The sequence below is a fragment of the Brevundimonas sp. NIBR10 genome, from assembly GCF_027912515.1.
In the GTDB taxonomy this organism is placed as follows: Bacteria; Pseudomonadota; Alphaproteobacteria; order Caulobacterales; family Caulobacteraceae; genus Brevundimonas.
The window spans coordinates 22,396-40,912 of sequence record NZ_CP115464.1 but is presented as its reverse complement, the minus strand read 5'-3'; the positions used below and the strand labels follow the sequence as shown (position 1 = coordinate 40,912).

General features: G+C 68.6%; 13 protein-coding genes. 10 read left to right on the top strand and 3 right to left on the bottom strand.

The genetic code is table 11. From position 1 onward, the window contains the following. Positions 1 to 64 precede the first annotated feature (64 nt). Complete coding sequence (locus O5K39_RS00185; protein WP_271145291.1) at positions 65 to 2,938, bottom strand: M16 family metallopeptidase; 2,874 nt, start codon at positions 2,936 to 2,938, stop codon at positions 65 to 67. 208 nt (positions 2,939 to 3,146) lie between these two features. Between O5K39_RS00185 and nadA the strand changes: the two genes are divergently transcribed. The 5 genes from nadA to nadC are packed head-to-tail and all read left to right on the top strand — an operon-like array spanning position 3,147 to position 8,107. Next, positions 3,147 to 4,226, top strand: a complete 1,080-nt coding sequence (nadA, locus tag O5K39_RS00180) for a quinolinate synthase NadA (protein ID WP_271145290.1) — start codon at positions 3,147 to 3,149, stop codon at positions 4,224 to 4,226. Then, positions 4,226 to 5,119, top strand: a complete 894-nt coding sequence (locus O5K39_RS00175) for a site-2 protease family protein (RefSeq protein WP_271145289.1) — start codon at positions 4,226 to 4,228, stop codon at positions 5,117 to 5,119. Before nadA ends, O5K39_RS00175 begins: the two co-directional genes overlap by 1 nt. Then, entirely contained in the window at positions 5,116 to 6,639 is a 1,524-nt protein-coding gene (locus O5K39_RS00170) for an L-aspartate oxidase (RefSeq protein WP_271145288.1), read from the top strand. Before O5K39_RS00175 ends, O5K39_RS00170 begins: the two co-directional genes overlap by 4 nt. A gap of 8 nt (positions 6,640 to 6,647) precedes the next feature. Further along, complete coding sequence (locus O5K39_RS00165) at positions 6,648 to 7,250, top strand: Uma2 family endonuclease (protein ID WP_271145287.1); 603 nt, start codon at positions 6,648 to 6,650, stop codon at positions 7,248 to 7,250. Further along, on the top strand, positions 7,247 to 8,107 hold the full coding sequence (gene nadC, locus O5K39_RS00160; protein WP_271145286.1) for a carboxylating nicotinate-nucleotide diphosphorylase: 861 nt from the start codon (positions 7,247 to 7,249) through the stop codon (positions 8,105 to 8,107). The genes O5K39_RS00165 and nadC overlap by 4 nt, the downstream gene beginning before the upstream one ends. 295 nt (positions 8,108 to 8,402) lie before the next feature. On the opposite strand, the gene O5K39_RS00155 is transcribed toward nadC, so the two are convergent. Next, positions 8,403 to 9,482, bottom strand: a complete 1,080-nt coding sequence (locus O5K39_RS00155) for a cell wall hydrolase (protein WP_271145285.1) — start codon at positions 9,480 to 9,482, stop codon at positions 8,403 to 8,405. A gap of 461 nt (positions 9,483 to 9,943) precedes the next feature. On the opposite strand from O5K39_RS00155, the gene O5K39_RS00150 reads away from it, so the two are divergent. Together O5K39_RS00150 and O5K39_RS00145 are read left to right on the top strand one after the other, a co-directional pair. Continuing rightward, entirely contained in the window at positions 9,944 to 10,132 is a 189-nt protein-coding gene (locus tag O5K39_RS00150) for a hypothetical protein (protein WP_271145284.1), read from the top strand. 250 nt (positions 10,133 to 10,382) lie between these two features. Next, positions 10,383 to 10,742, top strand: a complete 360-nt coding sequence (locus O5K39_RS00145) for a DUF6481 family protein (RefSeq protein WP_271145283.1) — start codon at positions 10,383 to 10,385, stop codon at positions 10,740 to 10,742. Positions 10,743 to 10,801: 59 nt separating this feature from the next. On the opposite strand, the gene O5K39_RS00140 is transcribed toward O5K39_RS00145, so the two are convergent. Continuing rightward, complete coding sequence (locus tag O5K39_RS00140) at positions 10,802 to 14,830, bottom strand: PAS domain S-box protein (protein WP_271145282.1); 4,029 nt, start codon at positions 14,828 to 14,830, stop codon at positions 10,802 to 10,804. A gap of 251 nt (positions 14,831 to 15,081) precedes the next feature. On the opposite strand from O5K39_RS00140, the gene O5K39_RS00135 reads away from it, so the two are divergent. The 3 genes from O5K39_RS00135 (at position 15,082) to O5K39_RS00125 (ending at position 18,499) form a co-directional block, all read left to right on the top strand. Further along, positions 15,082 to 15,555: a Dps family protein gene (locus O5K39_RS00135; protein WP_271145281.1), complete on the top strand. Its 474-nt coding sequence runs from the start codon at positions 15,082 to 15,084 to the stop codon at positions 15,553 to 15,555. A 124-nt stretch (positions 15,556 to 15,679) separates the two neighbouring features. After that, complete coding sequence (locus O5K39_RS00130; protein WP_271145280.1) at positions 15,680 to 16,846, top strand: cell wall hydrolase; 1,167 nt, start codon at positions 15,680 to 15,682, stop codon at positions 16,844 to 16,846. Positions 16,847 to 16,942: 96 nt separating this feature from the next. After that, entirely contained in the window at positions 16,943 to 18,499 is a 1,557-nt protein-coding gene (locus tag O5K39_RS00125; protein WP_271145279.1) for a PAS domain-containing protein, read from the top strand. Positions 18,500 to 18,517: the final 18 nt, after the last annotated feature.

Sequence of the window (18,517 nt, the reverse complement as noted above, 5' to 3'; positions counted from 1 at the left end):
GTGTCGGTCATCGCCGATCCTGAAAGAAACTGGCCCCGGCGTGCGAACGCCGGGGCCTTTTTTCTTACTGGGCCGCCGCCTGGGCGGTGACCTGGGCCCGCCAGGCGCGGTCGGGCAGCAGATAGTTCTGGGCCGCCTTCTGGATGTCGGCGGGGGTGATAGCCTCCAGGTCCGAGATCGAGGTGCGGATGGCGGCCAGCTGGGTCGCATCGTCCTGGACGTTCTCCAGCGCACCGAGCCAGTAGCCGTTGGTGGCCTGGCTGCGACGGATGGACTCCACGGCGGACAGGCGGGCGCGGTTCAGTTCGTCCTCGGTCACGGGCGCATCCCGCAACGCCGCGGCGACATCGTCCACGCTCTTGAAGAAGCCAGGCAGGGCGTCGGGCGGGGTCTCGGCCTGCACGAAGGCGTAGCCATAGTCCGGGAAGACGGTCGAGGCGGTCGCCGAGGCACCCGGCGAATAGGCCACGCCCTGCTTCTCGCGCAGTTCGTCGGTGACACGTAGTTGCAGCACACGCGCCAGCAGGCTGACGGTGCGCGACGGCTTGCGGTCGCCGATGGCGTCCAAGGTCGGCCAGGCGACATAGCCCAGGGCCTGGGCGGCCGCACCCGTGTGATGGATCGTGACGGGCTCGGCGGTCGGGGCCGGGAAGCGGATGCGGGCCGAAGCCTCCGACGGAGTCATCGCCACGGGACGGGTCGGCAGGGCGCCGAAGGTGGCTGCCGTCTGGGCGATGGCGTCCTCGACCGTCACGTCGCCGATGACGATAACCTCGACCGGGCCGCGCGCGATCGAGTCGGTGATCACCTGACGCAGGTCACTCAGTTGCGCCGCCGCGATATCGGCCGGGGTCGGCAGGCCGAACCGCTTGTCGCCGCTGTAGAGCATGGGCACGCCGTAGCGGCCAAAGGCTCCGCCGGGGGTCGCCGCGATCTGGTCCAGCTGGGTGCCGATCTGGCCCTTGACCTGATCGAAGGGCTCGGGCCGCCAGCCGGCGTCGGTGAAGTAGGCGGCGAGAAGCTGCATCTGCAGCGCCAGATCCTCGGGACGGGTGCCGCCCGAGAACTGGAAGGCGTCGGGATCGGCCCCGAAGCCCGCGCCCACGACGTTCGACGCCGTGACGCGGTCCAGCTGGGTCTTGGTCAGCTTGCCCAGGCCGCCTTCGGTGACTTCCGAACCGGCGGCCCACATCGGCACGGCGCGATCACTGGGCAGGTCCAGGGTGCCGTTGCCGGCGCGCACCGAGACCAGGATCTGGTCGTCGTCGAAGGTCGTCGGCTTGACCGTCAGCTTCACCCCGTTGGCGAAGGTGACGAAGGTGGTGCCCAGGTCGGCGACCTCGGTCCTGGCCGTGACCGTGCCGGGCGTCCCGAAGTCGGAATAGGGCCATTCGACGGCGGCGGCGACGGCGGGCGCGGTGACCGCGACCTGACGCGAGGCCTCGATGGCCGCGGTGACGGCCGCCTCGCCGCCCTCGATGGCGACGGGGGTGGTCACGAAGGCCAGGGGCCCGTTGCCGGCAAAGGTCTCGGCGGCGGCGGCATTGACCTCGGCCAGGGTCAGGCCGGCGACGGCGGCCTCGAACAGTTTCAGATCGTCGGCCGGAGCGGTGAAGACCTCGTCATCGTTGACGGTGTTCAGCAGGGATCCGGCGAGACCCGTCGTCTGGCGCGTCCCGGCGCCGGCGACCGAGGCCGTCAGGGCGGTGCGGTATTCGGTGATCTCTCGATCCAGCTCGTCCTGACCCACGCCGTACTGGACCAGACGGCGCTGTTCCTGTTCCGCCGTCTCGATGGCGCGCTGCCAGCCGCCGGGGTTGAAGACGACGACCAGGGTGGCGGCATCCACCGCGTTGAACAGCGACTGATAGCCCGCGCCGCCGCCCAGGAAGGGCGGGTTGGCCGAGCGCGAGATCTCGGACATCCGCCGGTTCAGCACGGCCAGGGCCAGGCCGCGCACCAGGTCCTTGCGGCGCGTCGCAACGGAGTCGGGGGCCGCGTCATGAACCTTGGTCCAGTAGATCTGGGCGGTCGACTGGGTGCCCGGCTCGACATGGATGCGGGTCTCGGCCTCGCGCGGCTGAAGCTGGCCCAGGTCCGGATCGGCGCCGTTGGGGGCGGGGTTGGTCCAGTCGGCGAATTTCTCGCGAATCTTGGCTTCCATTGCATCGACATCGAAGTCGCCGACCGCGATCAAGGTCGCGCGTTCGGGCCGGTAATAGGCGCGGTAGAAGTCGACGAACCGGTCACGCGGGGCGGTACGGATGATGTCCAGATCGCCGATCGGCAGGCGGTCGGCCAGACGCTGGCCCGGTGCCAGGAAGGGCAGCATGGCCTTGGTGGCCCGGAAGGACGGCGTATCGCGGGTGCGCTCCTCGCCGACGATGACCCCGCGTTCGCGGTCGACCGACTCCGGCGTGAACAGCAACTCGCCGGCGACCTCGCGCAGGGCGAACAGGCTGGCGTCCACCACCTCGTCCGAGGTGTTGGGCAGGTTCAGGGTGTAGGCGGTCTGGTCAAAGGAGGTGAAGGCGTTGGTGTCGCCGCCGAACGACAGGCCGAGGCGTTCGAGATTCTTGGTCATCTCGCCTTCGGGAATGTTGGTCGAGCCGTTGAAGGCCATGTGTTCGAGGAAGTGGGCCAGACCCTTCTGGTCGTCGTTCTCCGACAGCGATCCGGCGTCGATGCGCAGGCGCAGCGCGGCCTGACGCGGGGGGGTGGCGTTCCTCATGATCGCATAGCGCATCCCGTTGGGCAGGCTGCCGAAACGGACGGCCGGGTCGGCGGGCAGGTCGCTGGACGCCTGGGGCCAGGCGGCGGCCTGTTGCGTGGCGGAGGCCGGCGCGGCCTGGGCGAGGACTACGGCCGGGGCGGCGGTCGCCGACAACAGGACAGCGCCCGAGACGCAGGCGAGCAGAAGGCGGCGGGGGGACATCATGAAACGCTCCGACAGGCGGCTGCACGGTTCGCGGGTGCGACGCCGTGACGGGAACGGCGGTTGTAGAGGGGCGGGACGGTGGCGTCGAGCGGCGCGGTTGACGCGCCGCACCCCTTGCATCCCCCGGTCATCGGCCTACATTGAGAGCTCTTATGTTCACATTGAGCATAAGTCGGGAGGCGACGGAGTTCGCCGGAGGAAGACGGCGATGGCCGACGGTATGTTCGGACTTTCGGAAAGCACGGAACGCGCGACCGCGCCGGTGTGGGAGAAGGTCAAGTCGCACGTTACGCCGATCGAATGGCCGGCCCAGGCGGAGCTGATCGTCGAGATCAATCGGCTGAAGGCCGAACGCGACGCCGTCATCCTGGCCCACAACTACATGACGCCCGAGATCTTCCACGGGGTCGGCGACTTTGTCGGCGACAGCCTGGGCCTGGCCAAGGAGGCGGCGCGATCCAAGGCGAAGGTGATCGTCCAGGCGGGCGTCCACTTCATGGCCGAGACGTCCAAGATCCTGAGCCCCGACAAGACGGTCCTGATTCCCGACCTGAAAGCCGGCTGCTCGCTGGCTGAGGCGATCACGGGGGCGGACGTGCGGCTGATCAAGCAGCGCTATCCGGGCTTGCCGGTCGTCACCTATGTCAACACAACCGCCGACGTGAAGGCCGAGACCGACATCTGCTGCACCAGCGCCAACGCCGTCCAGGTGGTGGAGTGGGCGGCCAAGGAATGGGGCGTCGACCGCGTCATCCTGATCCCCGACGAGTTCCTGGCGCGCAATGTGGCCGCTCAGACCAATGTCGGCATCATCGCCTGGAAGGGCCGCTGCATCGTGCATGAGCGGTTCACTGGCGAGGACATCGCGGAGATGCGCGCGGCCTATCCCGGCGCGGAGATCCTGGCCCACCCGGAATGCCCGGAAGACGTCCTGTCGGCCGCCGACTTCGCCGGATCGACGGCGGCGATGACCGACTATGTGATGGCGAAGAAGCCGAAACAGGTGGTGCTGATCACCGAATGCTCGATGGCGTCCAACATCAAGGGTGACGTGCCCGAGGTCGACTTCATCGGCCCGTGCAACATGTGCCCCTATATGAAGCGGATCACGCTCGAGAACATCCGCGACTGCCTGCTGCACATGCAGTTCGAGGTGACGGTGCCGGAAGACATGATCGTCAAGGCGGCCCTGGCCGTGCAGCGGATGATCGACCTGCCGCCGCCCGCGATTCCGGCGCGGTACGACCTGGTGAAAGCGAAACACCATGTCGCCGTGGAGCTGATCTGATGAGCGCCGAACAGGGCCCCTGGGGCGCGCGGGACGGGTCGAGCCCGCCGTCGGCTCCGTCATCGCCTTCGCGTGAGGTGAAGTCCTGGCGGCTCGGGCCCATTGGGGTGCGGGTCGAAAAGGTCCAGGCCCCGGCCGCTGACGCCGCGCCTCTCGACAAGGGCCAGCATCCCGTCTGGGCCATCGTGTCCACGGCCCTGCTGGCGGGCTTCATCTGGTTCGTGAGCGGAAGCTGGATCGTCGCCCTGGCGGTGATCGTCGGCCTGTTCGTCCACGAATACGGCCATGTGCTGGCGATGAATCGCTACGGCATGGGTCCGGCGCGGATCTATGTCGTGCCCTTCTTCGGCGGCTATGCGCGGGGCCAGAGGCCGCCGCAGAGCCAGTGGGACGGGGTCAAGATGTCCCTGGCCGGGCCGCTGTTCGGCCTGCTGGCAGCCGTGCCCTTCTTCGGCATCTTCGCGCTGACGCGGCAACCTGACTGGCTGGTCGGGGCCTTCGCCATCGCCATGGTCAATCTGATCAACCTGGCCCCCGCCCCGCCGCTGGACGGGTCGCGGGCGCTCGGGCCGGTCATGGCCAAGGTGCATCCCGGTCTGGACAAGATCGCCCTGGTCATCGTCGGACTGATGGTCGTGGCCTGGGGCCTGCTGAACGGCTTCTATTTCCTCGCCATCGTGCTGGGCATCGCCGTGGTCGGGACGCTGAAGCGCGGCCTGCCTCAGGAAGGCGGACGCGTGCTGACCGTACGCGAGGCCTGGTTCAGCGTCGGGCTGTTCCTGGCCAGCCTGGCGGCCTGCGCGGCCGTGGCGGTAGCGGCGCTGACGCCGCTGGCGGGGTCGATCGAGGGATCGGTGGCGTTTGGGCTGAACTATCTGGGCTTCACGCGATGAGCCGCCTTCATCACGACGGCCCCCTCGTGATCGGCGGGGGGTTGGCCGGGCTGTCGGCCGCGCTGGAGGCCGCGCCGGCCCGGGTTCTGGTCGTGTCGCCGACGCCCCTGCTGGAAGCGGCGTCCAGCGCCTGGGCCCAGGGCGGAGTGGCGGCAGCGCTTTCGCCATCGGATGCCCCGGCCCTGCACCTGAAGGACACCGAGGCGGCGGGTGCCGGTCTGGTCGACCACCACGCGGCCGAGGTGCTGACCGACGACGGTCGGGCGACCGTGGAGTGGTTGGCGGCGCTGGGCGCACCCTTCGACCGCGAGGCCGACGGCGGGTTTTCCGTGTCGCGCGAGGCGGCGCATTCGATGGCGCGGGTGGCACGGGTCGGCGGCGACGGGGCGGGGCGGGCCATCCTGTCGGCCCTGGCCATCGCGGCGCGGGCGGCCGAGCACATCACGGTCTGGGAAGACGGTCGGCTGACCGGCCTGCTTCAGGACTCGACCGGCCGGGTGGTCGGGGCGGTGATCGAGCGGGGCGGTGACCGGGTCGAAGTTCTGGCGACGGCCGTAGTGCTGGCCACCGGCGGCGCGGGCGGATTGTTCGGCGAAACCACGACCCCGCGCGCCCTGCTGGGCGAAGGGCTGGGCCTGGCCTGGCTGGCGGGGGCGGAGATCCTCGATCCCGAGTTCGTGCAGTTCCACCCCACCGCCATCGACGTCGGTCTGGACCCCATGCCTCTGGCGACCGAGGCGCTGAGAGGCGACGGGGCGCGGCTGATCGACCGGGACGGTGCATTCGTTCTCGGCCCGGCGGCGGACGCCGATCTGGCCCCGCGCGACGTGGTGGCGCGGGCTGTGCATCAGGCACGGGCCGAGGGGCGAGGCGCCTTTCTCGACGCGCGGACGGCCATCGGGGATCACTTCCCGCAGGCGTTTCCGGCGGTGTTCGCCAGCTGCATCGCGGCAGGGCTGGACCCGCGCGTCCAGCCGATCCCGGTCGCTCCGGCGGCTCACTATCACATGGGCGGGATCGCCGCCGATCCCGAGGGCCGGACCAGCCTGAAGGGGTTGTTCGCGGTCGGCGAATGCGCCGCGACCGGGGTGCATGGGGCCAACCGGCTGGCGTCCAACTCCCTGCTGGAGGCCGCAGCCTTCGGGCGGCGGACCGGGCGGATGGCGGCGGCGGAAACGGCCGGTGGAGCGCCTGTCGATGGGACGCCAGCGATGGCCCATCTCCCCGCTGAAGCCCTGCTCGCGCTTCGCAAGGCGATGAGTGCAGAGGCAGGCGTCGTACGCAACGCCGAGGGTCTGACGCGTCTTCTGACGCGCATCGACGGAATTGAGGCCGCGCATGGATCGGCCCTGCCGCTCGTGGTCTCGCGCCTCATCGCCGAGGCGGCTCTGGCGCGGCACGAAAGTCGGGGCGGGCACTATCGGTCCGACTATCCCGAGACGTTTATGGCGGCGCGACACACGCGCGTGGTAAAGCCGGAGGTTGAATCCGCCTTGCCTCGCGCGGCGGGTTGGGCATAGTCCCGGCCATGGCTGACCCGCACAACATTCTGGGCGTGGCGGAAGGGGTCCGACCCTTCCTGTTCGACTTCGCCGATTATGAGCAGTTGGACGAACTGGGCGTCTTCTCGGACCGTGAAGGTCAGATTGAACTTATCGAAGGGGTAATCGTCCAAATGGCTCCACCCAGCGGTGAACATACCGATGTCACCAGCGATATGGTGTTGGGCCTCGGTCTGGCCGTTAGACGCTCGCCCAACCTCGGCCTCAAGGTGCTGACCCAGGGCACCCTCAAGATCGGCGATCATAGTGCGCCAGAGCCCGACGTGTTCGTGGCCCGGCCCAGATTGGCAGGAAAAAAATACTACGAGGCTGCCGACGCGGTCCTGGTGGTCGAGGTGTCGATCTCCACCGCCGACGCGGACAAGACGGTCAAGGCACCGCTCTACGCGCGGGCGGGTATTCCTGAACTGTGGATTGTCGAGCCGGAACAGACGTCGGTGACGGTGTATCGTGGTCCACGTCCCGACGGCGAATGGGCCGACATCCAGACCGTGACCGAGGGCGCGGTCAGTCCTCTGTTTTCGCCGGAGATCGCGATCGTCCTCGCCGACCTGTTTCCCGCCGCATGATCCGCCAGCTTCCCGACATCATGATCGATCCGGTCGTCCGCATGGCCCTGGCCGAGGATCTGGGTCGGGCGGGCGATGTGACGGCCCAGGCCTGTATTCCGGCCGGCTCGCGGATGCGGGCCATCGTGGGGGCGAGAAAGCCCGGCGTCCTGGCCGGGATGGGCTGTATGCGGCTGGCCGTGCTGGCGATGGACCCGGCGGCGAAGATCGTCGAGCATGTCGCCGACGGCGAGGCGTTCGAGGCGGGCACGGCCCTGGCCGAGATCGAGGGCGATGCCCGGGCCCTCCTGTCGGCCGAGCGGACCGGACTGAACCTGCTGGGCCGGCTCAGCGGCATCGCCACCCTGACGCGGGACTATGTGCGAGCGGTCGAGGGCACCAAGGCGCGAATCGCGGATACGAGGAAGACGACGCCGGGCCTGCGGGCGCTGGAGAAGCATGCGGTGGTCTGTGGGGGCGGGATCAACCACCGTTTCGGCCTGGATGACGCCATCCTGATCAAGGACAACCACGTCGTGGTCTGCGGCGGGGTCGAGCCGGCGGTGACGCGAGCCCGGGCCATGGCCGGGCATCTGATGAAGATCGAGCTGGAGGTCGATGGACTGGCCCAGCTGGATCAGGCGCTGGCCCTGGTCGATCAGGGGCGCGGGCCGGACGTGGTGATGCTGGACAATTTCACGCTGGAGATGTTGAGCGACGCTGTGGCCCGGACGGCGGGGCGAGTGACGCTGGAGGCCTCGGGCGGCGTCAATCTGGCGACGGTCCGTGGCATCGCTGAGACGGGCGTCGATGTGATCTCGGTCGGAGGGCTGACCCACTCGGCCAGCGTGCTGGACATCGGTCTGGACGCCGTCTGAAGACCGGCGGTCTGGAACAGGGGCGGGGGCTGCGGGTTGTCCGTGCCGACGCATGGAGCCCCGGAATGATCAGAACCCCGAAGATTTCAAAGGACCGCCGCCATCCGGTAGGTCGGGGGCGTTCTTTAACCGGGAGGGCAGACGACGCCAGCCGGTGCGTGTCCCTCCCTGTCGCCGAACAGGGACAGCCGGGCGATGTTCCGAAAAGCGAACCAATGCGCCGCTACGGCGATCTGTGGCACAACATGACGGCCCGGTGGCGGGTCCATCAGCGCTGACGGCAGGCTGAAAGCGCTCAGGCCGAAGGCGAGGCGGTCGAGGCCAGGGCGGCCGATGCACCGGGAGCCGGCGCTGTCGGTGCAGGGACGACCTCGATGCGGGGCTCGGGGGCCGGGGTCGCAGTCTCGGGCGCGGCGCGGCCTTCCTGAGCCAGGAGCGCCTGATAGGCGACGGCCTGACCGACCTGACGCGCGGTGTCGGCGGGGTTCAGGCTGGCCTGCATCAGCTGCGAACGATCCCCGGCCGTCGACGGGCGGGCGGCATAGCTGAAGGCCGCGCTGGAGCCCGACCGGCCGCCGAAGCGATAGAACAGATGCTGGCCGACCTGACCCACCCGGATCAGGGAGTTGCGCCAGCCGGGCGAAACGCCGGTGGTGTGGAAATGGGTGGCGTTGCCGACGGCGGCATAGACGGCACCGGACAGCGCCTTTGACGCCACGTCGCGGGCGCGGTTCCAGGCTGCTGGATTGACGCGAGCACGCATAGATCCGTCGCAGGTGAAGCTGAACTGGCAGCCGGTGCGACGACCGGCCCCCTGGAACACCACGCCACAGACGCTGTTGGGGAAGGCGGGATGGCGGGCGCGGTTGAGAACGACCTGGGCCACGGCCTGCATCCCGTCCGAACCCTCGCCGCGCGCTTCGTAATAGGCGGCCTGGGTCAGGCATTCCAGATCGCGCGAGGCGTCCAGCGCATTGCCGAGACGGAAGGGGCGGGCCGCATCGGTGGTCAGGCTGACCCGGCGCAGGGCGGTCTCGGCGGGCACGCCGCGAAGCTGTTCCAGGCGGGCGGTCAGAAGGGCGGCCTGGCGGTCACGCTGGGCGGCACCGGCGACGGTATAGGGATCGTGGCGGCGGGCGATGGTCAGGGCGCTGTCGTCCAGGCCCCCTGCGGCGGCGGCCAGGGCCTCTTCGGTGAATCCGGCGGAGGTGGCCCCATCCAGGCGCTCGGCCTGGGCTCGGATCGTCGTCGATTTGGCCACCGACCCGCCCAGATAGGCGCAACCGATTACAAGACCCATCAAGGCTCCGAACAGCGCCGCCGCGGTCGCCGGCCGGATTCGGGCCTTGCGATCGAAGGGTGCGTCGGTCAGCACGGATGGATCCTGAAACAAAGGCGTCGTCCTGTTCAGCAGGGCGAGAAACGCAGCCCCTGGGCAGATCACGCGAAGCCAAGGCACGAGCCCCGGACACGCGGAAACTCGACGATCAGCGTTAGGGCCGACCGACGAGGCCGCGCCTTAAGCCACCCATTTATGGCCTCAATGTGTTTGATTCGCAAGGAAGGGGTGCGGTGCAGCAATTTCGCGTCCCATCAGTGCATCCGATCCAAGATGTTCGAGGCGGCCAGAGTGAATGCATTAGTCCGTATGCTCGATACTGTATTGGCATTGCTCTGAGCAACTCAGAGTGTCGCCATGGGTTGGATGATCAACTCTCGCCGTTCGGATATGTTGTCTTCGGCCGTTGGTGCAGGATACGGGTTGCTGTGGCTTCCAGGCGACGGAACCGTCTCCGGAACGCCACGTTGAAGCGGGACCATTCAGGGAGACCCTCCATGCAACGTCCCATCCTGTACGCCATCCTCTTCGCAGGCACCGCCGTGCTGGCCGCCTGTGGCCATACGATCGAACAGAAGGCCGCGACCGGCGCGGTAGCCGGTGCCGTCGTGGGCGGGCCTGTCGGGGCGGCCGTCGGCGGGGCCGCGGGAGCCGCGATTGGTCAGGCCCAGAAGCCCAACCGATAGCCGGCCCTTCAAAACGGGTAAACGGTGCCCATATGGGTCAAGGCCGTCGTTCAGGGCGTGCTTTCGCGATGACTTCCGGCCTCATAGGGGCCCGACTTGTCGTTTAGCGGACGGCAAACCTTGATTTTCGGCCCGGTTTCCGCTTTGCCAGCGCCCCGGGCTGTGTGAGCCACGCCTGACACCCTCTGCGATCCGCCGCATCCGCCGCCGGTCGCTCCATTGATCTGACCAAGGACGCCCGACCCTACGCATGAGAGACCTCAAACAAACCGGCTTCAGCGATCGCATCAGCACTCAGCAGGAGGCCAAGAAGGCCCTTCTGGCCAAGTTCAAGCCGAAGCCCGCCGCGCCCGACCCCGAATTCGAGAAGCTCGCCCTCAAGCGCGCCGAAGAAAAGGAAGCGCTCCGCCAGCAGCATGAACTGGCCAAGGCCGAACTGCGCCGCGAGAAGGCGGAAAAGGAAGCTGCGCGCCTGGCCGCCGAGGCCGCGTCCCAGGAAGCGGTCGATGCCGAGAAGCGCGCCGCCCGCAAGGAGCGCAAACAGCTGACCAAGGAAGAACAGAAGGCCGCCCGCGACGCCCGCTACGCCGCCCGCAAGGCGCGTCGCTAAACCGACCTGAGCCTCTATCCTTCGAGCCCGCCGCGACGACGCGGCGGGCTTTTTCGTGCCTATCCTGCCGACGGATCCTCGCCACGTGCCAGCAGATCGCCCAGCGCCTCGCGCAACTGCTCGCTGGAGTAGGGCTTCCTGAGGAAGGGCCAGGGCGCGTCGGCCAGCGCTTCGTCGACGTCGTCGCCGGCATAGCCTGAGGTCAGCAGGATCGGCAGGCCGGGGTGCCGCTCGCCGCACAGTCGCGCCAACTCGATCCCGGTCATGCCGCCGGGCATGACGACGTCCGAAACCATCACGTCGAAGCGGCCTTCTGCCAGAGTCTGTAGCGCCTCCGGACCCGTCTCGACCGCCTCGACCTCGAAACCCAGCCCCGTCAGCAGGTCGACGGCGATGGCCGAGACGTTCAGGTCGTCCTCGACTAGCAAGAGCCGCGTCCCCGGGGCGATGATGCCGGACCCCGCGATCTCGTCCTCACTGGCCAGGCTGTCGGTCGGGTCGAGTGGCGGCAAATAGAGGTGGATTTCGGCCCCCTTCCCCGGTGCCGAGACGACGCGCGCAGCCCCGCCGCTCTGGCGCGCGAACCCATAGACCTGGCTGAGGCCCAGACCCGTGCCCTTGCCGATCGCCTTGGTGGTGAAGAAGGGCTCGAACACCCGGACCAAGGTGTCGGCGTCCATGCCCGCCCCGTTGTCGGCGACGGTGACGCAGACGTAGTCGCCGGGTGCCAGGTCAAGGACCTCGCCCGGCGCGACTTCGCAGCGCAGGGTCTGGACCGTGATCCGGCCCTTGTGTCCCGGCTTGTCCCCCATCCGGGCCGCGACGGCGTCGCGCGCATTGACCAGCAGGTTGATCAGGGCCGCTTCGAACTGTGACGGATCGACATTGACCCGGGCCCCCCCGCGACGAAGCTTGAACCGCAGGTCGATCGTCTCCCCGACCGCGCGACGCAGCAGGGGTTCGCCCTCGTGGATCTGGGCGTTCAGGTCGATCGCCTGGGGGCGCAGGGCCTGGCGGCGCGAGAAGGCCAGAAGCTGATGGGTCAGGCCCTCGCCGCGTCGGGCGGCGGCCAGGGCGGCCTCGCCCAGCTTCTTGCGCCGGGCCGCGTCGTCGGGCGAGCGCAGCATCATGTCCAGCGCGCCGATGACGACGGTCAGCAGGTTATTGAAGTCGTGGGCCACCCCGCCAGTCAGACGACCCACCGCCTCCATCCGCTGGGCGTGCATCAGGTCGGCCTCGGCCTTGGCCTTTTCGGCGAGGGCCTCGCCGACGCGCTCCTCGAGCAGTTCGTTGATGCGTTTGAGGTCGTCCTCAGCCCGGCGGGCCTCGGTGATGTCCAGGCTTGCACCGACATAGCCCTGGAACACGCCGGCGGCGTCGAAGCGTGGGATGCCTTCGCTGCGCAGCCAGCGCAGACCCTCGGTCGGGTGGGTGACCCGCATGATCGCCTCGAACCGCCCATGGGCCTTCAGGGCCGTCATGAAGGCGCGGGTAAAGGGCTCCAGATCGTCGGGGTGGACCCGGCTCTGCCAGCGTTCCCCCATCAGTTCGCCGGTATCGACCCCGAAGACGGAGGTGTAGCGCTGGTTGACGAAGACGATCCGGGTGTCAGCATCGGTCATCCAGATGAACACGGGCGCGCTGTCGGCGACCGTGCGGAACCGGGCCTCGGATTCGCTGATGCGGTGCTCGGCGTCGATGCGGGCGGTCTCGTCGCGCAGGGTCAGGACCGCGCCGATCCGGGCCCCGTCCGGGCCGGTCACGGGGCGGGCGTTGCCGACGGCGATGACCTCGGTGCCGTCCGGGCGTCGGATGCGCCAGCGGGCGTCGGTGACGATCTCGCCGTGCAGGACGGCCCGCGCCAGGGGCAGCTCCAGCGGCGGATAGGGCCGACCGTCATCGGTCAGCAGATGATAGGTCTCCGAATAGGCCTCGGGCGTGACGCCCAGGTCTGCGACCCCGTGCAGGCGGCTGGCTGCGTCATTGACGAAACTGATGGCGCCCTCGCAATCGGTGACGATCACGCCCTCGCCCAACTGACCCAGGATGGCATCGCGTTCTGCAGCCAGGGTGGCGAGGCGGGCGTTGGACTCTCGGATGTCGGTCACGTCGAAGGCCACGCCGACGAAGCCGATCACCTCGTCGGCGATGCCGAACCGGGGCCGGGAGAAGGACTTCAGCCACCGGTACTCGCCGTCGTGCCGCAGGTACCGGGCCTCCAGCGAGAAGGGCTCTCGCGTGGCCTCCCCGGCGAGGGATTCGGCGACGAGCCGATCCTGGTCTTCCGGGTGGATGAAGCTGCGCCAGTCGGCCAGGCGCACGGTCTCGTAGTCCCCGCCCATGAAGGCGACATAGGCTTGGTTGACGAAGGCGCGGGTGCGGTCCTCGCGGGTGACCCAGATCAGGACGGGGGCGGTGTCGGCGATGGCGCGGAACCGGGCCTCGCTCTCGGCCACCTCGGCCTGGGCGCGGGCGCGCTCGACCTCGGCCCAGGTGCGTTCGGCGACATCATCGAGCAAGCCCATCTCTTCCGCTGTCCAGACGCGCGGCTCTGAACTGTGCACATTCATGAAGGCGTGCATCTTGCCACCCCGCATCAGCGGCGTGGTGGCGAAGGCACGCACCGCGATCGCATGATAGGCGTCGGCCGTTGAAGCGGTGCGCCGGTCGAGATCGACGTCCTCGACCATGACCATGACGCCGGCTTGGAGGTCCTGCTCCAGGGCGCCGGCAGCGTCGGACAGCGGCCATTCGCCGGCGCTGGTCGCCGCGCCGTCGGTCCAGTCGGGATAAAGCCGAAACACCCCGTCGATCCGGTCCAGTTCGCCGAAGCCGGCGCGGCTGACCCCGAGATGTTGGCCCAGGGTACGCGAGGCCTCGGCCATCACCGCCTCGGTGCCGGTCAGTTGCCGCAGACGGTCGCTGAGCGCCAGCAGGAAGCTCTGGCGGCGTTCCTGGACGGCGAGGGCGTCGAGAGCGTCGCGCTTTTCAGTGACATCGAACGCCATGCCGACATAGCCGCGGAAGGCTCCAAGCCCGTCGAACCTCGGATTGACCGAAACACTGGACCAGCGCCAGGCGCCGTCATGGCGCTGGAACCGGCACTCGAACCCATAGGGCAGGTGATAGGGACGCGCCGCCTCCTGCGCCTGCGCGACCGCGGCGATGTCATCGGGATGGATGGTCATGCGCCACGCCTGTCCCATCAGCTCCCTGGCCGGTCGGCCGTAGAAGCTGACCAGGGCCTTGTTCACGAACTCGACGTCGCCCGCCTCGTCGGTCAGCCACACCGGCGACGGGGCGGTGTCGGCCATCAGGCGGAACCGTTCCTCGCTCTCGCGCAAGGCGGCCTCGGTCGCCTTGGCTTCGGAGATGTCCAGGATGACCGCGATGAAACCGCGCGGGCGGCCTTCGTGATCAAGCAGTCGCTGCAAACTGGTCACGGCCCAGACGATCGAGCCGTCGGGTCGGATATAGCGCTTCTCCACTTGACCCGCCCCGCCCGCCAGGGCTGAGGCCAACAGGGCCCGGGTAGGCTCGATGTCGTCGGGATGGGTCACGTCGCGGGTGCGAATGCCGACCAGACGCTCCGGATCCAGCCCCAGCATCTCGGCGAAGCGGGCGTTGGCGCTGATGATGGCCCCATCCAGGTCGACGCGGACGATTCCGGCGGCCGCCTGGTCGATCATGGCGCGCAGTTCGACCTCGGTCTCGTCGATGCGGGCATCGGCGGCCTGCTGGGCGGCCTGGACGGCGGTCAGCCGGGCCATGATCTTGCGCAGCGACGCCCCGACCCAGGTGCAGAAGATTCCGACAATGATGAAGTTGACCGTGGCGACGGCATTGAGCCGGGTGCCCATGCCGGCGTCGCCGGTGCTGAGTGACACGATCAGCCAGCCGCCGCCGAGGCAGGCGGCCGTGGCGGTCAGGCCGGCGATCCGACCTCCGGCCAGGGCCGCCAGGATCACCCCGGGCAACAGGATGATGAAGCCGCTGATCTCCTGGTACAGGGTGCTGGCGGCATAGCGGATGGCGAGGACGGCGATGGCCCAGAGCAGGCCGATCACGGCCGAGCGCCACGGGGACACGGGCCTGGACCTCGCGAGACGAAGCAGGCCTGCGTCCGTGTCGGCGATCCGCCTGATAAACCCGACCCAGTCCATTCATCCCCCGACCCGCAAGCGCGCCCGCGAGATCAACGCAACGCCAGCCGTTGGCCTGCCGTTCCCTGACTGCATCACCGTCGCTGGCACGAATGTCGAGCCTGGCCGGTTGGCGATGGAACCGCGAATGACTACCTGCGTCTGACGTTACGAAGTTTCGTCATCCAGGAGCAAGCATGTCCGAAAAAATCGACACCGGCATCGGCAAGGCCGAGCGCACCGACGTGGCGGGCCACCTCAGCAAGGTGCTGGCCGACAGCTATGCCGTCTATCTAAAGACGCACGGCTACCACTGGAATGTGCGTGGCCCCGAGTTCTTCTCCCTGCACGGGCTGCTGGAACAGCAGTACCGCGAGATCTGGGACGCGCTGGACACCATCGCCGAACGTATCCGCGCTCTGGGCGAACTGGCCCCCATGGGCGGGTCGGCCTTCGCCAACCTGACCTCGATCAAGGACGGCGATCCGGAGAAGGATTCCCAGGCCATGCTCAAGGAACTGGTCAAGGACAACGAGACCCTGATCGCCACCGCACGAACTGCTCTTGAGGCCTCCGAAAAGGATGGCGACGACGTCTCGGTCGATCTGATGACCCAACGGCTGGCGGCCCACGAAAAGGCAGCCTGGATGCTGCGCGCCTCCATCGCCTGAAAGAAAAGCTGACGGATCGGGCCGGCGGACGCGTTCAACGACGCGACGGCGGCCCGAAAACCGCCGCTATGCCCGTGCAAGGGCTCTGCCCTTCCGGCGCATCCCGCCGTCATTCGGACCCATGATGCCCATCGACTGGACCAGGACAAAGGCTTCCGCCCGCAGAGCCGCCACCGGCCTGCCCGCGATGCTGGCTGCCCTGGGCGTGGCAATGGCGGCGAGCTCTGCGCCCCGGCCGGAGATTGACCGCACGGCCGAGGCGGTGGCGCGGGTCACCCACGGCGACCTGTCCGACAAGGGCCTCGCGGCCCTGGCGGCGCGGCTGGATCCCTCCCAACTGGCCCAGGCCATGCGAGCCGATCCAAGCCGCCGCGACCCGGCGTTGTATGGCCTGACCCCGGGGTGGGAGAGCCTGACCCTGGCCGGCAAGCCGTCGCTGGATTTCGGGCCGACCGGCCTGGACGCCCAGCGCCTGAACGCCGCCATGCCCTCGATGACGGGGGCCCTGCGCCCCGCCCTGCCGTTCGTGTTCAAGGCGGCCAGCGAGGCCGATCGCAGGCGCGCGCTGCGCTGCCTGACGCAGGGCATCTATTACGAGGCGGCTCTTGAAAGCACCGAGGGCCAGGAAGGCGTGGCCCAGGTCATCCTGAACCGTGTCCGCGATCCCAACTACCCCAACACCATCTGCGGCGTCGTGTTTCAGGGTGCCGAGCGCACCACCGGCTGCCAGTTCAGCTTCACCTGCGACGGCGCCCTGGCCAATGCCCCCGTCGGCTGGGCCTGGGAGCGCGCCCGCAGCGTCGCCGAGCGCGCCCTGGCCGGCCACGTCGCCGTGCGCGTCGGGACCGCGACCCACTATCACGCCGACTATGTGCATCCCTGGTGGTCGCCGACCCTGGCCAAGATCACCCAGATCGGGGCGCACATCTTCTATCGGTGGAAGGGGGCAGCGGGCGAAACCGCATCCTTTGCCCAGGCCTATGCGACCCGCGAGCCGGTGATCGACGAGGCGCGCTTCTCGAGTCCGCGCCTGATGCTGGCCTCCGCCGAAACCCCGACCGATGCCCAGATCGCGGCGGGCGCGCCTGTGCTCAAGACCGTCGAGGTCGATGGCCAGACCCGCGTCGTCGGCGTGGTCAGCCTGGGCGGGCGTCGTCTGCCGACCCCGGAGGAAGTCGCGGCCATCAATGCGCGGATCAAGGCCTTCGAGACGCCTGCGCCTGCGCCGCGCATCGAGGTTCCGGGGGCTGTCGCGATGGACGTCGAGGAGGTCGGCAAGCCCGCGTCTTGAGCCGCTGATCCCGCCTCAGGCTTGCCAATATGGACAGAGAGTCGCATCTGTTCGGGAACGAAGGCGCGTTCGCCCGGTTATGTTCGGGTGCCCGCCGTGAAGCTTGATCAACCCGCACCGATCTGGACCGAAGCCGACCGCGTTTCGGCCCTCCACGGCTACGGGATTCTCGATACACCCCGCGAGGAGGCGTTCGACAAGGTCGTGCGTCTGATCGCCAGGGTGTTCGACGCCCCGATCGCGGTGGTCAATCTGATCGACACCGACCGGCAGTGGTTCAAGGCCGAGACCGGGCTGGGCGTGCGTGAGACGCCGCTGGAAACGTCCTTTTGCGCCCATGCCCTGCTTCAGCAGGACGGGATGGTCGTGCCCGACGCGACCGAGGACCCCCGCTTCCAGTGCAATCCCCTGGTCACCGGCGACATGGGTCTGCGCTTCTATGCCGGCCGGCTGTTGAAGACGCCGGAGGGCCTGCCTCTGGGGACGCTGTGCGTGCTCGACGACAAGGCGCGGCCCGAGGGGATCACGCCGCTTCAGGCCGAGACCCTGGACGTCCTGGCCGAGCTGGTCATGGAACAGATCACCCTGCGCCGGTCCGAGCGCGAGCGGGCCATCGGCGAGGCGGCTCTCGACGTCAGCGAGGCCCGGTTCGCGGCCATCGCCGATTCCATGCCCCAGATGGTCTGGTCGACCCGGCCGGACGGATTTCACGACTACTACAACGCGCGCTGGTACGAGTTCACCGGCATGCCGACGGGATCGACCGACGGCGAAGGCTGGAACGGCATGTTCCACCCGGAGGATCAGGAACGCGCCTGGACCCTGTGGCGGCACTGTCTGGCGACCGGCGAGCCCTATGAGATCGAATACCGGCTGAGACGGCATGACGGTCTCTATCGCTGGACCCTGGGCCGGGCCATGCCGATCCGTCACGCGGATGGAACCATCGTGCGCTGGTTCGGCACCTGTACCGACATCGACGACCTGAAGCGGATGGAGCAGGGCAAGGAACTGCTCAGCCAGGAGCTCAGCCACCGTATCAAGAACATCTTCGCCGTCGTATCGGCCCTGATCGCCCTGTCGGCCCGTGAGTATCCCGAGGCCAAGGCCTTTGCCGTCGCCGTGCGCGACCGGATCGCCGCCCTGGCGCGCGCGCACGAGTTCGTCCGGCCCCACACCGAGGTGTCGCGCCCCACGGTCGGGGCCATGACCCTGCACGCCTTCCTGGAGGCCCTGTTCCGACCCTACGCAGCCGATGACGGGTCGGCGCGGGTGCGCCTGAGTGGCGACGACGCCCGGTTCGACGATCAGGCGGCGACGTCTGTGGCGCTGCTGTTCCACGAACTGGCCACCAACGCCGCCAAATACGGAGCCCTGTCCCTGCCGGACGGCCATGTGGACCTCGAGACGCGGCTGATCGAAGACCGGTTCGTCCTCACCTGGAAGGAGAGGGGTGGTCCGCCCGTCGCCGGCAAGCCGGAGCGCAGCGGTTTCGGCTCGTCCCTGGCCACCGTGTCGGTCGAGGGGCAACTGGGCGGTCGGCTGGAACGAAACTGGGCGCCTGGGGGTTTGACCGTCGTGGCGGATCTACCGTCCACCGCGTTGTCTCGACGCAAGGCTGCGGAAAACATCTCGCAGATGCGAACAGCGTGAAACCCGCAAGGGCATTCC

Bases quoted from the DNA above. Each gene is read 5' to 3' on its own strand.
- O5K39_RS00170 (WP_271145288.1), top strand. From the start codon at position 5,116: ATGAGCCGCCTTCATCACGACGGCCCCCTCGTGATCGGCGGGGGGTTG.
- O5K39_RS00130 (WP_271145280.1), top strand. From the start codon at position 15,680: ATGCCCATCGACTGGACCAGGACAAAGGCTTCCGCCCGCAGAGCCGCC.
- O5K39_RS00165 (WP_271145287.1), top strand. From the start codon at position 6,648: ATGGCTGACCCGCACAACATTCTGGGCGTGGCGGAAGGGGTCCGACCC.
- O5K39_RS00185 (WP_271145291.1), bottom strand. From the start codon at position 2,938: ATGATGTCCCCCCGCCGCCTTCTGCTCGCCTGCGTCTCGGGCGCTGTC.
- O5K39_RS00150 (WP_271145284.1), top strand. From the start codon at position 9,944: ATGCAACGTCCCATCCTGTACGCCATCCTCTTCGCAGGCACCGCCGTG.
- nadA (WP_271145290.1), top strand. From the start codon at position 3,147: ATGGCCGACGGTATGTTCGGACTTTCGGAAAGCACGGAACGCGCGACC.
- nadC (WP_271145286.1), top strand. From the start codon at position 7,247: ATGATCCGCCAGCTTCCCGACATCATGATCGATCCGGTCGTCCGCATG.
- O5K39_RS00145 (WP_271145283.1), top strand. From the start codon at position 10,383: ATGAGAGACCTCAAACAAACCGGCTTCAGCGATCGCATCAGCACTCAG.
- O5K39_RS00135 (WP_271145281.1), top strand. From the start codon at position 15,082: ATGTCCGAAAAAATCGACACCGGCATCGGCAAGGCCGAGCGCACCGAC.
- O5K39_RS00175 (WP_271145289.1), top strand. From the start codon at position 4,226: ATGAGCGCCGAACAGGGCCCCTGGGGCGCGCGGGACGGGTCGAGCCCG.